The sequence below is a fragment of the Chryseobacterium sp. genome, from assembly GCF_008014695.1.
Lineage (GTDB): Bacteria > Bacteroidota > Bacteroidia > Flavobacteriales > Weeksellaceae > Kaistella.
Genome location: NZ_VOXE01000002.1, coordinates 591251 through 612052 on the forward strand (window position 1 = coordinate 591251; position 20802 = coordinate 612052).

Annotated in this window: 19 protein-coding genes; 13 read left to right on the top strand and 6 right to left on the bottom strand. The window is 40.8% G+C overall.

The window, feature by feature from the left end:
- Nucleotides 1–22 precede the first annotated feature (22 nt).
- A complete protein-coding gene (locus FUA25_RS07170) occupies nt 23–1441 on the top strand; it encodes an L-serine ammonia-lyase (RefSeq protein ID WP_147756213.1) in 1419 nt (472 codons plus the stop codon).
- Between the two features lie 71 nt (nt 1442–1512).
- Here the strand turns inward: FUA25_RS07170 and FUA25_RS07175 are convergent, their stop codons facing one another.
- From FUA25_RS07175 to FUA25_RS07185, 3 genes are all read right to left on the bottom strand, one after another.
- Nucleotides 1513–2568, bottom strand: coding sequence for an AI-2E family transporter (locus tag FUA25_RS07175; RefSeq protein WP_147756214.1), 1056 nt, complete (start codon nt 2566–2568; stop codon nt 1513–1515).
- A gap of 257 nt (nt 2569–2825) precedes the next feature.
- On the bottom strand, nt 2826–4385 hold the full coding sequence (locus FUA25_RS07180; RefSeq protein ID WP_147756215.1) for a ribonuclease E/G: 1560 nt from the start codon (nt 4383–4385) through the stop codon (nt 2826–2828).
- A 338-nt stretch (nt 4386–4723) separates the two neighbouring features.
- Entirely contained in the window at nt 4724–5014 is a 291-nt protein-coding gene (locus tag FUA25_RS07185) for an HU family DNA-binding protein (RefSeq protein ID WP_088264242.1), read from the bottom strand.
- Between the two features lie 47 nt (nt 5015–5061).
- Between FUA25_RS07185 and mutY the strand changes: the two genes are divergently transcribed.
- The 5 genes from mutY to FUA25_RS07210 all read left to right on the top strand — a co-directional run bounded on the left by mutY (nt 5062) and on the right by FUA25_RS07210 (nt 10189).
- Nucleotides 5062–6093: an A/G-specific adenine glycosylase gene (mutY, locus tag FUA25_RS07190; protein WP_147756216.1), complete on the top strand. Its 1032-nt coding sequence runs from the start codon at nt 5062–5064 to the stop codon at nt 6091–6093.
- A gap of 52 nt (nt 6094–6145) precedes the next feature.
- On the top strand, nt 6146–6700 hold the full coding sequence (gene gldD / locus FUA25_RS07195; protein WP_147756217.1) for a gliding motility lipoprotein GldD: 555 nt from the start codon (nt 6146–6148) through the stop codon (nt 6698–6700).
- A 69-nt stretch (nt 6701–6769) separates the two neighbouring features.
- Nucleotides 6770–7690, top strand: coding sequence for a PfkB family carbohydrate kinase (locus tag FUA25_RS07200; protein WP_147756218.1), 921 nt, complete (start codon nt 6770–6772; stop codon nt 7688–7690).
- 87 nt (nt 7691–7777) lie between these two features.
- On the top strand, nt 7778–9145 hold the full coding sequence (locus FUA25_RS07205) for a peptidylprolyl isomerase (RefSeq protein WP_147756219.1): 1368 nt from the start codon (nt 7778–7780) through the stop codon (nt 9143–9145).
- Between the two features lie 63 nt (nt 9146–9208).
- Entirely contained in the window at nt 9209–10189 is a 981-nt protein-coding gene (locus tag FUA25_RS07210; RefSeq protein WP_147756220.1) for an NAD(P)H-dependent flavin oxidoreductase, read from the top strand.
- A gap of 91 nt (nt 10190–10280) precedes the next feature.
- On the opposite strand, the gene FUA25_RS07215 is transcribed toward FUA25_RS07210, so the two are convergent.
- Complete coding sequence (locus tag FUA25_RS07215) at nt 10281–12053, bottom strand: AMP-dependent synthetase/ligase (protein WP_147756221.1); 1773 nt, start codon at nt 12051–12053, stop codon at nt 10281–10283.
- A 131-nt stretch (nt 12054–12184) separates the two neighbouring features.
- Between FUA25_RS07215 and FUA25_RS07220 the strand changes: the two genes are divergently transcribed.
- A complete protein-coding gene (locus FUA25_RS07220; RefSeq protein ID WP_147756222.1) occupies nt 12185–13327 on the top strand; it encodes an acyl-CoA dehydrogenase in 1143 nt (380 codons plus the stop codon).
- 64 nt (nt 13328–13391) lie between these two features.
- Here the strand turns inward: FUA25_RS07220 and FUA25_RS07225 are convergent, their stop codons facing one another.
- Both FUA25_RS07225 and FUA25_RS07230 read right to left on the bottom strand, forming a co-directional pair.
- Nucleotides 13392–14507 carry a DUF4349 domain-containing protein gene (locus FUA25_RS07225; protein WP_147756223.1) on the bottom strand — a complete coding sequence of 372 codons (1116 nt, stop codon included), beginning with the start codon at nt 14505–14507 and terminating at the stop codon, nt 13392–13394.
- Between the two features lie 212 nt (nt 14508–14719).
- Nucleotides 14720–16318, bottom strand: coding sequence for a peptide chain release factor 3 (locus FUA25_RS07230; protein WP_147756224.1), 1599 nt, complete (start codon nt 16316–16318; stop codon nt 14720–14722).
- A 118-nt stretch (nt 16319–16436) separates the two neighbouring features.
- Between FUA25_RS07230 and FUA25_RS07235 the strand changes: the two genes are divergently transcribed.
- Genes FUA25_RS07235 through FUA25_RS07260 form a run of 6 tightly spaced genes read left to right on the top strand, consistent with a single transcriptional unit; the run spans nt 16437 to nt 20670 of the window.
- Complete coding sequence (locus FUA25_RS07235) at nt 16437–17276, top strand: CPBP family intramembrane glutamic endopeptidase (RefSeq protein ID WP_147756225.1); 840 nt, start codon at nt 16437–16439, stop codon at nt 17274–17276.
- Nucleotides 17266–17766 carry a hypothetical protein gene (locus tag FUA25_RS07240; protein ID WP_147756226.1) on the top strand — a complete coding sequence of 167 codons (501 nt, stop codon included), beginning with the start codon at nt 17266–17268 and terminating at the stop codon, nt 17764–17766. The genes FUA25_RS07235 and FUA25_RS07240 overlap by 11 nt, the downstream gene beginning before the upstream one ends.
- Nucleotide 17767: 1 nt before the next feature.
- Entirely contained in the window at nt 17768–18343 is a 576-nt protein-coding gene (gene rdgB / locus FUA25_RS07245) for an RdgB/HAM1 family non-canonical purine NTP pyrophosphatase (RefSeq protein WP_147756227.1), read from the top strand.
- Between the two features lie 34 nt (nt 18344–18377).
- The gene (locus FUA25_RS07250; RefSeq protein WP_147756228.1) at nt 18378–19292 is read left to right on the top strand and encodes a ribonuclease Z; all 915 of its coding nucleotides are present in this window, start codon (nt 18378–18380) and stop codon (nt 19290–19292) included.
- Nucleotides 19293–19334: 42 nt separating this feature from the next.
- Nucleotides 19335–20099, top strand: a complete 765-nt coding sequence (locus FUA25_RS07255; protein WP_147756229.1) for a TIGR02757 family protein — start codon at nt 19335–19337, stop codon at nt 20097–20099.
- Nucleotides 20100–20124: 25 nt separating this feature from the next.
- Nucleotides 20125–20670, top strand: a complete 546-nt coding sequence (locus FUA25_RS07260; RefSeq protein WP_147756230.1) for a DUF1003 domain-containing protein — start codon at nt 20125–20127, stop codon at nt 20668–20670.
- Nucleotides 20671–20802 lie beyond the last annotated feature (132 nt).

Below are 20802 nucleotides of genomic sequence, written 5' to 3' on the forward strand. Positions count from 1 at the left end.
CGTTAAATCTTACAAAGTCAGCATGCAGTCTATTTCAGTTTTCGAAATCATCAAAGTAGGAATTGGCCCTTCAAGTTCTCATACCATGGGTCCTTGGAATGCCGCGGAAAATTTCTTAATCCAGATCCGGACCGATCATAATCTTCAAGACGTAAAAGAGGTTTTTGTTGAGTTTTTCGGCTCATTGGCAAAAACAGGAATCGGTCACGGAACCGATATTGCGGGGATGCTGGGCCTCTCGGGCCAGAATTTTAAGACGATAGACACTTCAACCATTAATGCGAAAATTGACATTATCAAAAGTTCAGGAAAGATCAATCTTGGAGGAGAAAAGGTGATCCCTTTTATCTACGGGGAGCATTTAATTCTGAATAAAAATAAAACCCTGGACTACCATCCGAATGGGATGATTTTCAGAGCGGTCTTCGAAGACGGCAGAGAGCTGATCCAGGACTATTACTCTGTTGGTGGCGGTTTTATTGCTACGCAGAATGAAAATTCTTACGAAAAACACTGCATAAGGACACTTTATCCTTGCCACCACGGCAGCGATGTCATGAAATATGTGGAGCAGATGGGTCTGAATAAATTCTCCGACCTTATTTTCATGAATGAGGAATCGTGGCGAACGAAAGAAGAGACGGAAAAACTTGCATTGTATATCTGGGATGAGATCAAAGAATGTATTTACAAAGGGGTAAACAAGGAAGGCATTCTTCCCGGTGGCCTGAATGTAACGCGACGTGCACCGGGTCTGAACCGAACGCTTCTCGGAAATCAGGTCTACACTAATAAAGAAGAATGGTTTCAACTCGTGAAAGATTCGGAAGAAACATTTATCCGGATCAACAAATGGGTTTCTTGTTTTGCGTTGGCCGTGAACGAGGAGAACGCGAGTTTCGGACGGATCATCACTGCGCCAACCAATGGAGCAAGCGGAGTGATTCCGGCGGTTTTAATGTATGCGCAGTGCTTTACAGAGTTCACGAGTGAAGACGATATCATCCGATTTCTTTTGGTAGCAGGAGAAATCGGGACTTTATTTAAGAAAAATGCCACCATTTCGGCAGCAATGGGCGGCTGTCAGGCGGAAGTCGGCGTATCCTCGGCCATGGCTGCAGCGGGACTGACCGAAATAATGGGCGGAACACCGGGACAGGTTTTAATGGCGGCTGAAATTGCCATGGAACATCATTTGGGAATGACTTGTGATCCGATTGCCGGCTTGGTCCAGATTCCGTGTATTGAAAGAAATTCGATGGGCGCGATCAAAGCCATTACCGCAGCCAATATCGCAATTGAATCTGACCCGAAAAAAGCAAAAGTTTCGCTCGATCAGGTCATCCAGTCGATGTGGGAAACTGCACAGAACATGAGCGACCGCTTCAAGGAAACCTCAGAAGGCGGACTTGCTATCGCGGTAAATGTAGCGGAATGCTGATATTTTTACCGGAGAAATTCTCGGATTTGATTCCACTTACTAAATTATAACAGCCTCAGTATGTTCACAATCTACTTGGAATCACCGTTTTCCCTGTTTTTGATATAGAGTTCTTGAACCAACACCATGACAATCAAAGTAAGTGGTGTAGCCAGAACAAGGCCCCAACCGCCGGTTAATGCACCCATAAACAACTGCGCAATTAAAACAAGAGCCGGGGGCATATTGATGAGTTTCTGCTGAATAAATGTGGTGATGAAATTACTTTCAATAAACTGAATCAGTACATACAGACCTACGACTAACAGTGCGGTTTGTGGACTCTGGGAAAATGCTACCATTACAGCAGGAATTAAGGCAAGCAAAGGGCCAAAATTCGGGATAAAACTGATGAGCCCGGCCAATAATGCCAGGACCAGCCAGAGTGGAATTCCTAAGATCGCAAGTCCAACAGCTGTTAAAATAAATACCACAAGCATTGAGAAGAGTTTCCCTTTCAGCCATTTTCTGAGTTCCTCACCCAGTTTATCCAAAACTTTTTTGGTTTTCGCCTGTCCTTTTACTGGGATCAGCTGTACAAAACCTTCAGTATAAGTTTTAGGCGAAATGGTAAAGAAAATGCCAATAAACAATACTACATACACATCTCCTAAAACGCCAAAAGTTGACTGGAAGAACTTTCCGGCGAAGACCTGGGCTTTATCAACTGCCTTATTTGAAGTTATACGGTCAACTATCTTCTCGCCGATGCTGCTGTCGTTTAATTTATCTTTTATATTGGTTATCGTCTTTGGTAAAGTATCAATTAACTCGACGGTTTGTGCCTGCACTTTCGCCCCAATCAGCCAGAACAACGCTGCAGCTGTCAAAAGGGTAAAGGTTATGGAAATTGCTACACAAACTCCTTCCTTCCATTTGGTCTTGCGTTGAATCATAGAACTGATTGCACGAAGGAAGATTGCAATAAGACTGCCCGCCAGAACCAGCAAAAGCACATTAAATGTAGAATTGATGAAAAGTAAAAATAAGATGGTAAAAGAAAATATGCCCGCGATTGTCCATATTTTTTTCTGAAAGTACGAATAGTTACCGTCATTCTCCTGCGGATCATTGCTTTGCTGCGTCATAAGATTTATTTTGGGACATTATATTTGGAGTTATTGGTCATTACTAAGGAACCGCGGGCAGATATAGTGCCTTGTTTCCTCCTTAAAAAGGGTTTTGTTTGATGATTCCGGACGTGTAATTTCAAGCTTCGGAAATAACCTCTTCAATCAAATATATAAAAAACTCCCGAGAATTCGGGAGTGATAGTTTTTTGAAGTTAAGCTTTCTTCACAAGCTTTTGCTGAAATTGGTTCTTTTTACTTTTACCTTGTCTCTTCTAATTAGAATGGCCCATCAGTTCAACTTTCTCGGAATTAACCAGTTTGTATTCCAGATATTTAAAGGAATCACGTGGAATAATGGTCACCCATTTTTTGTATTTCAGGTACCATTTCACTTGAATACTCATCAGACCTTTCGTCAGATATGCTTCTACAAAAGGATGAACGTGCAGAAACACTTTGCCTTTTTCAATCTGAATGATATTACGGATCACTTCCTCCATACGCTCCACCACTACAATCGGAGCAAGAATTTCACCGTCTACATTAGGGTTTTCCTCCTTCGTTTCGATGATATTTTCCGGACGTGTCCGCTGTCTCGTCATCTGGATCAGTCCGAATTTACTTGGGGGTAAAATTTTATGACGCGCTTTGTCACGCTGCATTTCCTCTTTCAGATGCTCATAAAGGTCGCGGCGGTGGTCTGCATTGATCATGTCGATAAAATCCACGACAATGATTCCGCCCATATCGCGCAGCCTGAGCTGACGGGCGATTTCGGTGGCGGCCATTTTATTGATGTTCAGCGCATGTTCTTTGCTCGCAGAATTGCCCGAAGAAATGTTGTTCCCGGAATTCACATCAATTACGTGAAGGGCTTCTGTGTGTTCAATAACGAGATAGGCACCTTTTGAACTTGGAATGTTGACGTGTTTCCCGAAACTCTGTTTCAGCTGTTTTTCAACATTATAATATTCCAGAAGCGGCAGCGGCTTGTCGTAAAACTGAACGATATTTTTTCTTTCTGGCGCAATGACTTCGATATAGGCTTTCATATCATTGACCATCTGTTCATCGTCGCAGATAATGGATACGAAATCGGCATTGAAATTATCGCGGAGAATGGAGGAAGCTTTGTCTTCTTCACTCAAAATCTTTCCGGGCGCTTTGTTTTTCTGGATGTTCTTGAAAGTAGTTTCCCATTTTTGAACCAGCTGGTTCATGTCGTTGTGCAGTTCTGCAACTTTTTTGCCTTCGGCAACGGTTCTGATGATGACGCCGAAACCTTCCGGCTTAATGCTTTCGATTAAAGTGCGTAAACGTTCTCTTTCTTCAGCGCTGCCTATTTTTTTGGAAATGGAGACGCTTTTGTCGAATGGAATGAGTACTAAAAATCTTCCTGTTAGGGAAATTTGGGTGGAAATTCGGGGACCTTTGGTGGAAATCGGTTCTTTCGTGATCTGCAGAATAACCAGGTCGTCCTTGGCCAGGACTTTGTCGATGATTCCGTTTTTATGAATTTCCGGCTGAACTTCAAAATTTTTCAGGGAAGAATTCTGCTGTTTTTTGGAAACGGTGTCTTTCAGGAATTTTTTATACGTTAGATACTGCGGTCCCAGATCCTGATAATGCAGAAATGCATCTTTATCATACCCAATGCTCACAAAGGCAGCATTGAGGTTGGGTGCCAGTTTTTTTACTTTACCGATAAATAGGTCACCTACTACAAAGTCGCTTTTGTCCTCCTGTTCGTGGAGTTCGAAAAGCCGGCCGTCTTCCAGCAGGGCAATTTTAGATTGCTCATCTTCATGTGATATAATCAGTTCTTTCTTCATTTTACAGGTTCTTGTATTTTTTAAGAAATAATGAATCAGTTTTCCCCAAACCTAAAAGGCCAACTGATCTTTTGGTGGAATTTAGAAATTTCCTCTGAAGAAATCAGGAAGATGTTTCTAAACCTGCATTAAAACAAAAATATAGTCGGTGAAGTTTTATACATATAAAAACACCAACTATATTGTTATATTGTAAATCTCTCGGAGATTATTTTTTCTTATGTCTGTTTGCTCTCCTCCTTTTCTTTCTCTTGTGTGTAGCAACTTTGTGTCTTTTTCTTTTCTTTCCGCTTGGCATAATTTAAAATTTTATATGTAAGTTATTGATTTGCAAATGATTATTTAATCGCTACTTTGGTTTTAACCTTTTCTACAAAAGTTTTTGAAGGTTTGAAAGCCGGAATATTGTGAGCAGGGATTTCGATGGCGGTGTTTTTCGAGATATTTCTTCCCGTTTTAGCTGCTCTGGTTTTAATAACAAACGAACCGAAGCCTCTTAAATAAACGTTATCCCCATTGTACATTGATGTTCTGATTTCCTGCATAAATGCTTCTACAACTTTCTGTGTTTCATTCTTTTCAGTTCCCAATTTGTTTGAGATCGTGTTTACCAATTCTGCCTTTGTCATTTCCTTTATTTATTTATATTTTTGGTGTGCAAATATAAAACTTATTTTTGAAAACTAAAAAACAAAATGCTGATTTTCTTCACGTTGGTGTAAAATTATTGGCCTGGTACAAAATCCACGGAAGAGATTTGCCCTTTCGCAATACGAAAGATCCTTATAAAATCTGGATCTGTGAAATCATTTTCCAGCAAACCCGTATTGAACAGGGTTTGAATCATTATAACTCCTTTATCAAAAGATTTCCCGACGTTGAAACTCTGGCCAATGCTGAAAATGATGAGGTTTTGCTGTACTGGAAGGGCCTGGGCTACTATTCCCGCGCGATTAACCTTCACATTGCCGCGAAACAGATTGTAGAAAATTTCGGTGGCAAATTCCCCGAAAATTACGACGACATCCTGAATCTGAAAGGCGTGGGGAAATATACGGCCGCGGCGATCTCCAGTATTTGCTTCGGAAAAGCCATTCCGGCTGTGGACGGAAATTTTTACCGCGTCCTGTCCCGGGTTTTTGCGGATGATTTTGATGTCTCTAGTCCTAAAGCTTTTGCTTATTTTTCTGAACTTGTCCTTAAAATGATGCCTGAAAATGAAGCAGGATATTTTAATGAGGCCATGATGGATCTGGGTTCAGCAATCTGCAAACCAAGGAATCCGGAGTGTGAAATCTGTCCTTTAAATAAAGACTGTCTTGCGTTTAATTTGGGACTTGTTCAAAACTTCCCAGTAAAAACCAAGAAAACGAAGCCCACAGATCTGGAACTGATTTATTATTTCGTGGAATTCAACGGTGATTTTCTAATACGGCAAAGAAAGGAAGACTTCATCTGGAAAAGACTTTTTGAATTTCCTACGGAGATTCCGGCAGCTTTCGAAGAATTTATCATCCATCACAAAACGGTACTCCACAAGCTCACGCACAAAAATCTTACGGTTCAGATGTACAGGGTGCAGCCTGATTCTGAAAGCGTTTTCAGGAGTTTCGCGGAACAGGGAGCCTTCAGCATTGTGAATGTGGAGGAATTTCACCGCAAATCATTTCCGAAACCGCTTGAAAATTATGTCAACAGCATCTTTTAAAACAATGAAACCGATTAAGCTTCATCTAAAATCAAATTCGTATTTTTACAAAATGTTTAAAAAACTTATTTTCGTTTTTGCAGGCACACTGCTCATTTCATGCAGTAAAGAAGCGGTTCCGAAACCTTCCGGTGAGCTTCGCCTGGAATATCCCACACCAAAATATAAGCCTTTTGTCAATTCATGTTCCTACACGTTCGAGTATTCGGATTTTGCTGAAATTACGAATGCAAAAAAGCCGTGCTGGTTCTATCTTACCTATCCAAAAATGAAAGCAAAGGTTTTTCTGACTTATTATCCTATCAATAACGACTTCGACCTTCATATAAAAGAGGCGGAAAAAATGGTCTATGAACATACCATAAAGGCCAGTTCCATTGAAACAAAATCCTTTGCCTATCCGGAAAGGAATGTTTTCGGGAATTTTTATGAACTGAAAGGTCAGAGCGCTTCGAATCTGCAGTTTTATGCAACCGATTCCACGAAGCATTTTGTAACAGGATATTTGTATTTCAACACCAGACCGAAACCGGATTCTCTGGCTCCCGCTGTTGACTATGTAAAAAAAGACCTGCTTCATCTGCTCGACACTTTTGAATGGAAGTGAGAAGAATTGAAGCAATACGCCGGGATCCGTCCGTGATCTTTAAATCAATCAAATAATAAAAAGAGATAAATGAAACTTTTAGTAGTAGGAAGTGTAGCCTTTGACGCGATAGAAACCCCATTCGGGAAAACAGATAAAATTTTAGGCGGTGCCGCAACGTATATCGGTTTGGCCGCTTCTGTAATGGATGTGAAATCTGGTATTGTTTCGGTGGTTGGCGGCGATTTCCCCCAAACTGATCTGGACATGCTTTCAGACCGGGGTGTAAACATCGAAGGAATTGAAATCGTGAAGGAAGGTAAAACTTTTTTCTGGAGCGGGAAATACCATAACGACCTGAACACAAGAGATACTTTAGTTACCGAAGTGAATGTGCTGGAAAACTTTGATCCAAAAATTCCGGCTTCGATGCAGGATGCTGAGATTTTACTTTTAGGCAACCTTCATCCGGGCGTTCAGTTGTCGGTTCTTGAAAAAATGGAAAAAAAGCCCAAACTCGTTATTTTGGACACGATGAATTTCTGGATGGATTCTGCACTGGATATCTTAATGGAAATGGTGAAAAAAACCGACGTGATTACCATCAATGATGAGGAGGCAAGACAGCTTTCCGGTGAGTATTCACTGGTTAAAGCCGCTAAAAAAATTCATGAAATGGGTCCGCAGTTTGTCATCATTAAAAAAGGTGAGCACGGCGCACTGCTTTTCCATGAAGGAAAAATATTTGCGATTCCTGCTTTGCCGCTTGAGGAAGTTTTTGATCCAACAGGAGCCGGAGATACCTTTGCAGGGGGTTTTGCCTCTTATTTGGCGAAGAAAGGTTCGATGACTTTTGAAACCATGAAAGCTGCACTAATTGTGGGTTCTGCAATGGCGTCCTTTACCGTGGAAAAATTCGGAACAGAAAGGCTTCAGGAAATTACTGCAGATGATATGGACCGAAGAATTAAAGAATTTAAAGAACTCACTACTTTCGAAGTAGGAGTTTGATTGTTACAATTTTAAGAAATAATTATCAAAAAAAATTGAGACTTATTCAATTAGAATTCTAAATTTGCAACTTACTAAAAATAAAACATGATTAACAGACTAAAAATCACTTTACTATTGGGGATTTTTTCACTTCTATTTTCTTCAAATTTTAACGCACAGATACAACCAGGTCAGCTTATTGACGGTATTGCCGCTGTGGTAGGGGATGAAATTGTTTTGGAATCGGATATTGAGGAACAGGCCAACTATGCAAAACAGCAGGGTGCAAACGTTTCCGATAAATGCCAGTTTCTGGAAAGTATTGTGAATAATAAACTGCTTATTTACGAAGCGAAAAAAGATACGCTTATCGAAAACCGCTCTGCAGCAATAAAAGAACAGGCTAATGCAAAATATCAGCAGATTGTTGGTCAGTTTCCGGATGAAAAAACAATGCTTGCAACTTACAAGTTCCGGAACCAATATGAAATGAAAAATGCAATTGAGAAAATTGATACGGATAATTATTACGGACAGGCCAAATACCAGCGCATTACAGAAAAAGCCGATGTTACTCCGAATGAGGTGACCGATTTTTTCAATATGTTCAAAACGCAGCTTCCTGAAGTTAAGGATGAAGTTACATTGTCGCAGATCAGCATTTATCCAAAACTTACCGAGGCACACAAAGCAGAAATTATCGGAAGACTTAACAAAATCCGTCAGGACATCCTGAAGGGCGAAACTTTTGAAAGTCAGGCGCGTATTTATTCCGAAGATCCGGGTTCCGCTTCCAACGGAGGGCTTTATAAAAATATTTCCAAGGGAAAAATGGTAAAACCTTTTGAAGCAGCAGCACTGAACCTTCAGGAAGGCGAAATTTCTGACCCTATTGAATCGGAATTTGGTTACCATCTCATTCAGCTTGAAAAAAGATCAGGAAAAATGTATGACGCACGTCATATCCTGATTAAGGCGGAACCAAATGCAGAAGAAATTGCAAATGCCAAAAAAGAACTCGACAGTATTAAAACTCAGATTATAGCAGGGAAAATGACCTTCAAGGAAGCAGCATTTAAATATTCTGATGACAAAAGAACAAAATTCAACGGTGGAATGCTTGCAAACAGCGAAACTGGTTCAGACAGGCTGGAAAAACTCAACCTTCCGCCTACCGTTAGTTATCAGATTGCAGGTTTAAATGCGGGAGATTTCACAGAAGTTTTTGAAGACGAAATGAACCAGAAAAAAACCGTCACTCTCATTAAAATGAATGAAATTATTCCGGCGCACCAACTTGATACCGCAACTGATTATGACCGTATCAAACAGATGGCCCTCAACAAAAAGAAAAATGAAATGGTTGAAAAGTGGGTCAATGAAAAACTTCCGAATACTTTCATCTCCATTGATAACCGTTATAAGGACTGCACCTTTAAAACCGACTGGAACAAGAAAGCACTTACCAAATAATAATAATAATCCCTGAAACTTCAGGGATTTTTTTTGTCATCAAATTATTTTTAAATTTACGCAATGAGCAGTTATATCGATTTCGGGACCGCCGGAAAACTTTACAGCGAAAAAAGAAACAGAATCACCCAACTCTTTAATATTCAATATCCCATTGTTCAGGGCGGAATGATCTGGCATTCCGGCTGGCGGCTTGCTTCTGCCGTTTCCAACTGCGGAGGTTTGGGATTGATAGGAGCCGGAAGTATGTATCCGGATATTTTAAGGGAAAATATAAGAAAGTGCAAAGCAGCGACCGATAAACCTTTTGGCGTTAACGTTCCGATGCTGTACCCGAATCTCGAGGAAATTTTTAAAATTATCCTGGAAGAAGAGGTGAAAATCGTTTTTACTTCTGCCGGAAATCCCAAAACCTATACCGAAACCCTGAAAAAAGAAGGATTAAAGGTAGCACATGTGGTTTCCTCCACCAAATTTGCCTTAAAATGTCAGGACGCAGGCGTTGATGCCGTGGTTGCTGAAGGTTTTGAAGCAGGCGGACATAACGGGCGCGATGAAACCACCACATTCTGCCTGATTCCGAACGTCCGAAAAAATATTGAACTTCCGTTGATCGCAGCCGGTGGAATTGCACTGGGATCACAGATGAAAGCGGCGATGATTTTGGGAGCTGACGGCGTGCAGATCGGGTCGAGATTTGCAGCTACCACTGAAGCAAGTTCCCATCAAAACTGGAAAAATAAAATCACCGAACTTCAGGAAGGCGACACCCAGCTGACTTTAAAGGAACTGGCGCCTGTACGTTTGGTAAAAAACGATTTTTTTTACGGTCTTGAAAGGCTTTACGAGACAGGACGGGATGTGGAAGCATTGAAAGAAACCCTCGGACGCGCTCGTGCAAAACGCGGAATGTTTGAAGGAGACCTGAAAGAGGGCGAACTGGAAATAGGGCAGGTTTCAGCCTTAATTGATGAAATTCTGCCTGTGGAAGCCGTTTTTAAAAACCTGTTAAAAGAGTTTGAAGCCGCAGATTTTAAATTATAGAAAAGTAGATTGAAACTTCTCTTCAATCTTATATTTAAGTATAAAAAAAACACGGACAAAAGCCGTGTTTTTTCAATTTTTTAAGAAGTTTTTAGTAACCGTACATACTGTTGTACAGATCAATGTATCTTTCTTTCACCGCTTTTCGTTTAAGCTTTAAAGTCGGAGTCAGAAGCCCCAGGTCGATTGACCACACTTCAGGGGTGAGTTCAAACTTCTTAATCTGTTCCCAGCTGCCAAGTTTTGTATTCAGATAATCGATTTCTTTTCCGATCCGGTCTTTCAGTTCAGTGTTTTTTACCATCTCCGCCGGTGTGGTTCCGATGTTGAGATGGTGCCTTTCTGCCCAGTTTTTCACAAAATCGAAATTGGGCTGTATGAATGCCGTAGGCATTTTTTCACCGTCGCCCACGACCATGATCTGTTCGATGAATTTGGAAGATTTTGCAAGATTTTCAATGACCTGCGGCGCAATGTATTTTCCACCGGAAGTTTTGAACATCTCTTTTTTACGGTCGGTGATTTTCAGGAAACCTTCGCTGTCGATGTGGCCGATGTCGCCTGTTTTAAAGAACCCGTCTTCGGTAAAGACTTCTTTCGTCATGGTCTCGTTCTTGAAATATCCTTTAAAAACGGATGGACCTTTTACGGTAATTTCGCCGTCTTCCTGGATTTTTACCGTCAGGTTATCCAGAACATGGCCTACCGTTCCGATTTTCATTTTTTCGAAACTGTTAACGGAGATTACAGGAGAAGTTTCAGTTAAACCATAGCCTTCCAGAATAGGAATTCCTGCATTCTGAAACATTCTGTTCAGCCTTTCAGACAGTGCTGCAGATCCTGAAACGAGCGTGATGATATTTCCGCCTAAACCTTCTCTCCATTTCGAAAATACGAGTTTATCGGCAATGATTTCTTTGATACCCGAAGGTTTGCCGATGTTCTGTTTGGCTTTGTTTACACCAAGCGCCCAAAGGAATATTTTGGATTTAAGCCCGCCTGCATGGGTGCCTTTGTCGTATATTTTATCGTAAACTTTTTCTATAAGTCTCGGTACCACCGACATGATATGCGGTTTGACTTCTTTGATGTTTTCGCCCATTTTATCAATGCTTTCAGCAAAATAAACCGTAAAACCGTTGTATTGGTAAAGGTAAAAAAGCATTCTTTCGAAGATGTGGCAAATCGGCAGAAAGCTTAGAACGACCACATCTTTATTGTTCATTCCTTTTTTTCGCGGAATTCTGGGATCAGAAGCCATTACATTCGAAACAATATTGCGGTGCGTAAGCATAACCCCTTTGGGTCTTCCGGTGGTTCCGGAGGTATAAATAATCGTGGCTAAATCTTCAGAATTGATGCTGTTGGCAAGATCGTCCACTTCATTTTGGATCGAGTGGTCTTCACCGAGGTCCAGTATTTCGTTCCAGCTGGCTTCTCCCTCAACCGTGTCAAAGGTGAAAATACCCTGTAATGTCGGTACTTTTGATTTGATCAGCAATACTTTATCCAGAAGAACCCGGTCTGAAACAAAACAGTATTTTACCTCTGCATCATTGAAGATGAAATCGTAATCCTCCGCTGAAATAGTAGGATATACCGGTACCGAAACGGCACCGATCTGTGAAATTCCGAGATCCATCACCGCCCATTCTGTTCGGGTTGCAGAAGTGATGAGCGCAATTTTATCGCCCGGTTTTATACCGGATTTCAGAAGTCCACGGGAAATTTTGTTTCCTAAATTAATAAATTCCTGAGTGGAGGTTTTTTGCCATTCACCATGATATTTCGTCACAAACATATCATCTTTGGGAAATTTCTCCAAAGCCTGATGTGCAAAATCAAAGAGTCTTTTTATCGGCATGATACGTGTTTTTAATTTTTTGCTTATAGCTATTCGTAAAAGTATCATTTTAATTTCAGATTTCAAAAAAATATTTTTCTTTCAAGGGTTTGCGAAAAATTGTAAATTTACCCGCAAACAATTAATATTTTATGGACTTTAATTTATCAGAAGAGCAGTTGATGATTCAGCAGGCAGCCAGAGACTTTGCCCAAACTGAACTTTTGCCTGGAGTTATTGAAAGAGACAACGCACAGAAATTTCCTCATGAGCAGGTAAAGAAAATGGGAGAACTTGGTTTTCTCGGAATGATGGTGGATCCAAAATATGGCGGTGCAGGAATGGACAGTGTTTCGTACGTCCTTGCAATCGAAGAGATTGCCAAAGTAGATGCTTCAGCTGCAGTGGTGATGTCAGTAAACAACTCTTTGGTGTGTGCAGGCCTGGAAAAATTCTGTAATGAGGAGCAGAAAATGAAATATCTGAAACCTCTTGCCAGTGGCGAAGTGATCGGTGCATTCGCACTTTCTGAACCGGAAGCGGGATCAGATGCAACTTCGCAGAGAACGACTGCCATTGATATGGGAGATCATTATTTGCTAAACGGTACCAAAAACTGGATCACCAACGGTGGAACAGCATCATATTATGTGGTTATTGCCCAGACTGATGTTGAAAAAAAACATAAAGGAATCAATGCTTTCATCGTTGAAAAAGGATGGAAAGGTTTTGAAATAGGTCCAAAGGAAGACAAACTCGGGATCCGTGGAAGCGATACGCATTCGCTTTTGTTTACGGATGTTAAAGTTCCAAAGGAAAACAGAATTGGTGAAGACGGTTTCGGATTCGGTTTTGCAATGGCGGTATTAAACGGCGGCAGAATCGGGATTGCTTCTCAGGCTTTGGGAATTGCGTCCGGAGCGTATGAACTGGCGCTGAAATACGCCAAAACAAGAAAAGCCTTCGGTACAGAAATCATCAACCATCAGGCAATTGCTTTTAAACTTGCCGATATGGCCACGCAGATTACTGCAGCCAGAATGCTTTGTTATAAAGCCGCCACCGAAAAAGATGAAGGCAAGGATATTTCTGAAAGCGGGGCCATGGCGAAACTTTACGCTTCACAGGTAGCAATGGATACAAGTATTGAAGCGGTACAGATTCACGGCGGTTACGGTTATGTGAAGGAATACCATGTGGAAAGAATGATGCGTGACGCAAAAATCACCCAGATTTATGAAGGAACTTCAGAAATTCAGAGAATTGTGATCTCCAGAAGCATTGCGAAGAAATAACATTGTGTTGTAAACCATATTGAATTAAAATAAAAATGCCTTCCAATCCGGAAGGCATTTTTTGTTAGTTTTTAGGAAGATATTTGGAGTAATCCGTCTCGGGATCGTCCTTCGGTTTGGCTTCCTCGATTTCGGCCGTGGAGGTTTGGTTTTGAGAAGGATATTGTACTGTCTGCTGATTCAGGATCTGCTGTCTTTCAAACGCTTTCTGTTCCCGCATTTTCCTATTTCGGTGAACGAAATACCACACCAGCCCACCGATCACGAATATGGGCCAGAACGGCAACAGAAACAGTAGTCCGTCGCCCAGAACTTTGAAGCCTTTCATAAAAGCGGCGCTGAAAGTGTTTGTGTTTTGCTCATTCTGAGTGTCATTAATAGCCAGATCCGCCATGTTTTCGTGCTGAAGCAATGTGATTTCAACCTCGCAGATTTGGGAATCGATGTAATCTTTCCCTTCAGATTCAGTCGTTTTCAGTTTCACTTCACCCAGTTGACCCGAAAGATTCGCTACAAGACGGTCGAAGTTCTGAAGCGGCACCTTCACCGAGACAAATTCCCGCTGGATGCCTACATTCTGCGTGAAATTTTCACTGACCAAGTCTGCATTGTTTTCCCTGATTTTCTGTTTCAGGAGTGCCTTTGCGCTGTTTAAATCCTCCACCTGAATTTCCAGTTTGGCGGTTTTTATGAGCGGATCATTTTTTGATGAAGGCCGAATGACAACCGTATTGGGATCTTGGTTTCCAGTGTTGTCTTCAGTTTTGGTCTGTTTCAGAATCCGGTCGGCAGTTCTTGTTAAGACCTTTAGCGCGCTTTCTCCGTTTTTAATGGATTGGTTGGCCGAATCCAGCGTTTTCGCGACTTCAGTTCCGGCTTTTACATTTTTTGTAATTTTTTCGATTTCTTTATTAATAGAATCAATCCTGAAACCGCCCGATTTAATCGTGCTGTCAATGACTTTTTTCTGTTTTTCAATTTCAGGGATGATGACGGTTTTCGCAATTCCGTTTGAATCATTGATGGTCTTGGAAATAGAATCAAGTGTTTTCAGGCCGTCGTTTGCTTTCGTGAAAAGACTGTCGGCAGTTTTGATGGAATCCGTGGTCTGCTGAATGGAACTTTTGTCGCAGGAAATCAAAGCAACTGCTACAGAAAGGACAAGAACTATTTTCTTCATGGGTTGATTTATATTTTAAAACAGTGGAACAGAATCAAATAGTATTCCCCTAAACAGAAATATTTCTGACTGTTTTTATTAAAACTCTGAACGTTAGTTCTTTGCAAATCGTTTTACAGAATCATTACAAAAAAATGAGACACTATTCTTCTCCTTCCAATCGAAAACAAAAAAAATCTCCAGACGAACTGAAGATTTGTATTATTGAGTTTTTACAGATCATTTCGGAATTCACTGATGAAATGCAGTTTCACATTCGGGAATTTCTCCTGAGTCATGTGAATGGTAAAGGATGAATCTGCCAGAAAAACCGGCTGATTGTATTTGTCCCGGGCCAGAAAACGCTGTTTCAGCCGTGCAAATTCCTTGAACTCATCCGATTTTTCATCGGCTTCAATCCAGCAGGCTTTGTGAATGGAAAGCGGCTCATAGGTACATTTTGCACCGTATTCGTGCTCAAGCCGGTATTGAATGACTTCGTACTGAAGCGCACCTACAGTTCCGATGATCTTCCTGTTGTTCATTTCCATCGTGAAAAGCTGTGCCACACCTTCGTCCATCAGCTGGTCGATTCCTTTGTTGAGCTGTTTTGCCTTAAGCGGATCATCGTTGTTGATGTAACGGAAATGTTCTGGAGAGAAACTCGGTATTCCTTTGAAGAAGATCTTTTCACCAGCCGTTAAAGTATCACCAATCCTGAAATTTCCGGTATCGTGAAGGCCTACAATATCGCCCGGAAAACTTTCATCGACCACTTCTTTTTTATCGGCGAAGAATGCGTTTGGTGACGAGAACTTCATTTTTTTATTCTCTCGTACCAAAAGATAGTTTTCATTTCTCTTAAAAGTTCCGGAAACAATTTTTACGAAAGCCAACCGATCCCGGTGTTTCGGGTCCATATTCGCATGGATTTTAAAGACAAATCCGGTGAAATCTTTCTCCTCGGGTTTAACGATTCGTGTTTCACTTTCTTTCGGCTGCGGTTTCGGTGCAATGTCGATGAAGGCATCCAAAAGTTCACGGACTCCGAAATTATTAAGCGCAGAGCCAAAGAAAACCGGCTGCAAATCACCATTCATATAATCTTCGCGGTTAAATTCCGGATAAACAGACTGAATGAGTTCCAGTTCTTCCCTTAAAGTGGCGGCGGCTTTTTCACCGATGATCTCATCGATTTTGGAATCGGTAATGTCATCAAATTTAATGGCTTCACCAACTTTCTGTTTTTTTTCTTCCAGAAACAGCTGGATATTGTTTTCCCATATGTTGTAAATGCCCTGAAAATCTGCGCCCATGCCAATAGGCAGAGAGAGCGGACAGACCGTTAATCCCAGTTTCTGTTCCACTTCATCCAGCAAATCAAAGGCGTCTTTTCCTTCGCGGTCAAGTTTATTGATGAAAACCAGCATCGGGATGTTCCTCATGCGGCAGACCTGCACGAGTTTTTCGGTCTGCTCCTCAACTCCTTTTGCAACGTCAATGACCACGATTACAGAATCAACCGCGGTTAAAGTTCGATACGTGTCTTCCGCAAAGTCTTTGTGACCTGGCGTATCCAGGATGTTGATTTTGTGATTTTTATATTCGAAAGCCAGAACGGAAGTCGCCACGGAAATCCCTCTCTGTCTCTCGATTTCCATGAAATCGGAAGTGGCTCCTTTTTTAATTTTATTTGATTTTACGGCACCTGCCTCCTGAATCGCGCCTCCAAAAAGAAGCAGCTTTTCCGTTAAGGTGGTTTTTCCGGCATCGGGATGCGAGATAATCCCGAAGGTTTTTCTTCTTTCTATTTCTTTGATGAGTTCTGACATAATAATATTTGAATCTGCAAAAATCGTGTTTTTTTATGGAACATGAAAACGCAGTTTTGATCCCATCGAATTGGAGGTTTTTTATCTTTTTACTATATATTTGTTGAAATAAAATTAAATGGCTGAAAAACACCCGGAAAAAAAATATATTTTCGACTGGAAGGGCGCTGTCGCATTAATTGGAGGAATGGTGATTGGCTCTTCTCTTTTTTCGCTGATCAATGTTTTTTCTGTATTCGTTTTTAATGAAGACCTTCAGTACAGGGATTTTTATCTGCTGATCGTAAACGCCACAGGATTTCTGGGAGCTATCTTCGCTTTCGATTACTTTATTGTTCGTCCGCAAACGGGAAGAAAACTCAATTTCAATTTTTCACCTGTCAATTTTGAAACCTGGCTTTTAATATTCCCGATGATGTTCGGCATGATGCTTATTGCAGAATTCATTACGGGCCAGATTCCTATTACCGGTCCGTTCTTCGGTCCATTTTATGATTTTTTCTCCGGTCTTATGGAAAGGATGACGAAGGATGAAGCCACGCTCATCCTACTCGCAGTTGTGATGGCACCTATTTTTGAAGAGATTGTTTTCCGTGGGATTATTCTGAAAGGATTGATCAACAAAGGAATGAGACCTCTTTATGCGATCCTCATTTCTTCCGTAATTTTCGGGCTTGTTCACGCCAATCCTTGGCAGTTTGTGGGTGCGGTGCTGCTTGGCTGTGTTTTGGGACTGGTATATTATAAAGCCAAATCGCTTTTGCTGCCGATGCTTCTTCATGCTTTTAACAATCTCTGTTCTTCACTTCTGATTTTTTACGGTAACACCGAAAGTTTTGCGGATGCCTTCAAAGTGTCTGAATTGCTTATTTTAGGAGTCGGAGTTGTGCTTTTTTCAGTGTTTTTCTTTTTATTTATGAAAAAGTACAAGGTTCTTTACGCTGAAAATGATGATTAAGTTTTTCAATACAATTTCAATCTTATTTTTAGTTCTCGGACTGACAGCTTTGTGTTTTTCTCCTGTTTTTATAAACGACCCTGAAGTTTTGGAAGCTGATGTGAAGAGTGAAATGGTTATAAAACTTGGAAAGGGCCGATTTAAACTGTATTTGAATGAAGATTGCATTAAAAATTTTGATGACAAAAAAAAATTATTTGAGCTTAGAAATCTTACCAGCAATACAGTTTCTGAAACGGTTGATTTTTCTTATTCATCAGAAATAGTAAAATATAAGACAAAAAGTTATCAATGCTCTGGATACTTTTACAATCAGGAACAGGGAATATATAGAATGGTTTCCTTTTCTACAAGCTGTGATAAAATATTATTAATTCCTTTTAGTCCAGATGTTAATATAATGCCAATATTTTCTGTTATTATAGGCCTTGTATTTTTAGTATTATCGCTGCTGTTTTTTTTATTAAAAGTTCTATACAAAAACGAATAATATGACCAAAGAAATCCTCATCGCCACCCACAACGAGCACAAAAAGGAAGAAATTCAGCAGATTTTGGGCGAACGGTATACAGTTACTTCGCTAACCGATTATCATATTCACGATGAAATTGTGGAAGACGGAAAAACCTTCCACGAAAATGCTTTGATCAAGGCCAAATACTGTTTCGAAAGTACGGGAAAACCAAGTCTTGGAGATGATTCCGGGCTCGTGGTAGAAGCATTGGACGGCCGACCAGGCATTTTTTCCGCACGTTACGCCGGCAATCACGATTTTGCTAAAAATATGGCCCGCGTTTTAGAGGAAATGAAAGATTCCGAAAACCGGAAAGCCTATTTTATTACCGTCATGTGTTTGGTCGACGAAACCGGCGAGCATTATTTTGAAGGACGTATTTATGGCAATTTAACAAGGGAAATCAGCGGTGCAAAAGGCTTTGGCTATGATCCGATATTTATTCCGGAAAATCTTGGTTTGACTTTTGCAGAAATGCTTCCGGAGGAAAAAAACAAGATCAGCCACCGCCGGAAAGCCCTCGATCAGTTTCTGGATTATCTGAATAACTGATTATTTACCTTAAATTTGCATTTATAACTAAATTTTGAGTACTTACCTTACCATTCTCGGTTACAATTCGGCGATTCCTACAGTGAATGCTTCACCTACCGCACAGTTTCTGGAGATGGAGGAACGTGCTTTCCTTATCGACTGCGGCGAGGGAACTCAGGTTCAGCTGCGCAAAGCCAAAGCCAGATTTTCTAAAATCAACCATATTTTTATATCGCATCTCCATGGTGACCACTGTTTCGGTCTTCCGGGACTCATCGCGAGTTTCAGATTGTTGGGGCGTGATAATCCGCTTCATGTTTACGGTCCGAAGGGCATCAAGAAAATGATGGAAACGATTTTCACCATTACTGAAACGCACCGCGGCTTTGAAGTGATTTATCATGAACTGGAGAATAAGGGTTCAGAAAAAATTTATGAAGACAGCAGGGTAGAAGTGTATACAATTCCGCTTGATCACCGCATTTACTGCAATGGTTATCTTTTCCGGGAAAAAACGAAGGAAAGGCATCTGAACATGCAGGAAATTTCAAGATATCCCGAAATCGAGACCTGTGATTACCACAACCTCAAAATCGGCAAAGATTTCAAACTGAGCGACGGTTATGTACTGAAAAACGAGATCCTAACCACCGAACCTTCCAAATCGGTTTCTTATGCCTTCTGCAGTGACACGCGTTACCGCGAAGAAATCATTCCGATCATTGAAAATGTAGATGTGCTGTACCACGAGGCAACTTTTTTACACGATCTAAAGGAAATGGCCGATTACACTGGTCATACCACCGCTCTGGAAGCCGCAAGAATTGCCAGAAAGGCCAATGTCGGAAAACTCATTCTCGGACATTTTTCGAACCGTTACGGCGACCTTACCGTGTTTACCGACGAAGCCCGTGAAGTTTTTCCTAATACTTTCCTTCCCAAAGCTTTAGAAGCCGTAAAAATTTAAGGGGAATTTTACTGTATTCCAAACCTAAAACCTGCCACCGTCATGAATTTTTCTGATTTAAAAGATTTCCTGGACGAGAAGGCGGATCTCTACAACAACATCGATTTTATAGCGAATGATCCGATTTCAATTCCGCACCGGTTTGATCTGAAGCAGGATGTTGAAATTGCCGGCTTTCTGACCGCCACCATTTCGTGGGGAAACCGCAAATCGATCATCAATGATGCCGAAAAGATGCTGGAAATAATGGAAAACGCACCCTATGATTTCATCCGGAATGTTTCTGAAAAAGAGTTGGCTTTTCTGGAAGATAAAAGCATTCACCGGACCTTTACAGGTGAAGATTTCAGGGCATTTATCCTGCATTTAAAGAGAATATATGCAGAGAAGGAGAGTCTTGAAAGCCATTTCGCTCTAAAAGAGGGTGAAGAAAATTTCTATCATGCACTTGAGCGTTTCCGACAGTTTTTTATTGGCGAAAATCCCCACCGAAGCCGGAAACACGTGAGTTCAACTTATAAAAATTCTTCCGCTAAAAGACTGATGATGTTTCTACGGTGGATGATCCGCCAGGACAGCAGGGGAGTGGATTTCGGCATCTGGACGAATATTGACCAGAAATACCTGTCGGTTCCGCTTGATGTGCATACCGGAAATATTTCCCGTAAACTCAGTATTATCCAACGGAAACAAAACGACTGGAAAACGGTGGAGGAAATGGACACTGTGCTTAGAAAATGGGATTCGAAAGATCCTGCAAAATACGATTTTGCGCTTTTCGGGTTGGGCGTTTCCGGAGATTTTTAATTATATTTATCGAAATATTCTGAAGATGGAAATAAGGGAACAAAACCAGGAAAAACTGCTGTTTTTAGATAAAATTGCGAACGGTATCATCGGATGGATTGGCTCCATCTCCTCTTTGGTTGTGCATACCATTCTTTTTATTTCGTCTTTCTTGCTTTCCATTTTTAAAATTGTGCCTTTTGAGCAAATGCTTCTGGTGCTTACGACCATTGTATCACTCGAGGCCATTTATCTTGCGATATTCATTCAGATGTCGGTGAACAAAAGTTCACAGCATATCGAGGACATTAAGGATGACGTTCTTGAAATCCAGGAAGATCTGGAAGAAATCCAGGAAGATATTGAAGAAATCAGCGAAGATATCGAAGAAATTAATGAAGACATCGATGAAATCCAGGAAGATATCGAGGATATTGCGGAAGATGAAGATGATGAAGACCATAATGAAAGGGCAAAAACCGTTATGCTGAAAAGCAGTGTCTCCCTGAATAAAACCGAAATCAAGAGCCTCAAAGATAAAATCCAGGAACTGGAAAATATGGTTGAATATCTAAAGAAAGATCTTAACTGATATTTACCGCATACCAATTTGTTTTATGGTACTAATTTCTGTTAAAAGCTGTTATTCATATTAAAAAACAGTAGAATTATACCCTGTTATTTAAAAAAAATATTAAATTTGGTAAAAAGTATATAAAATGTT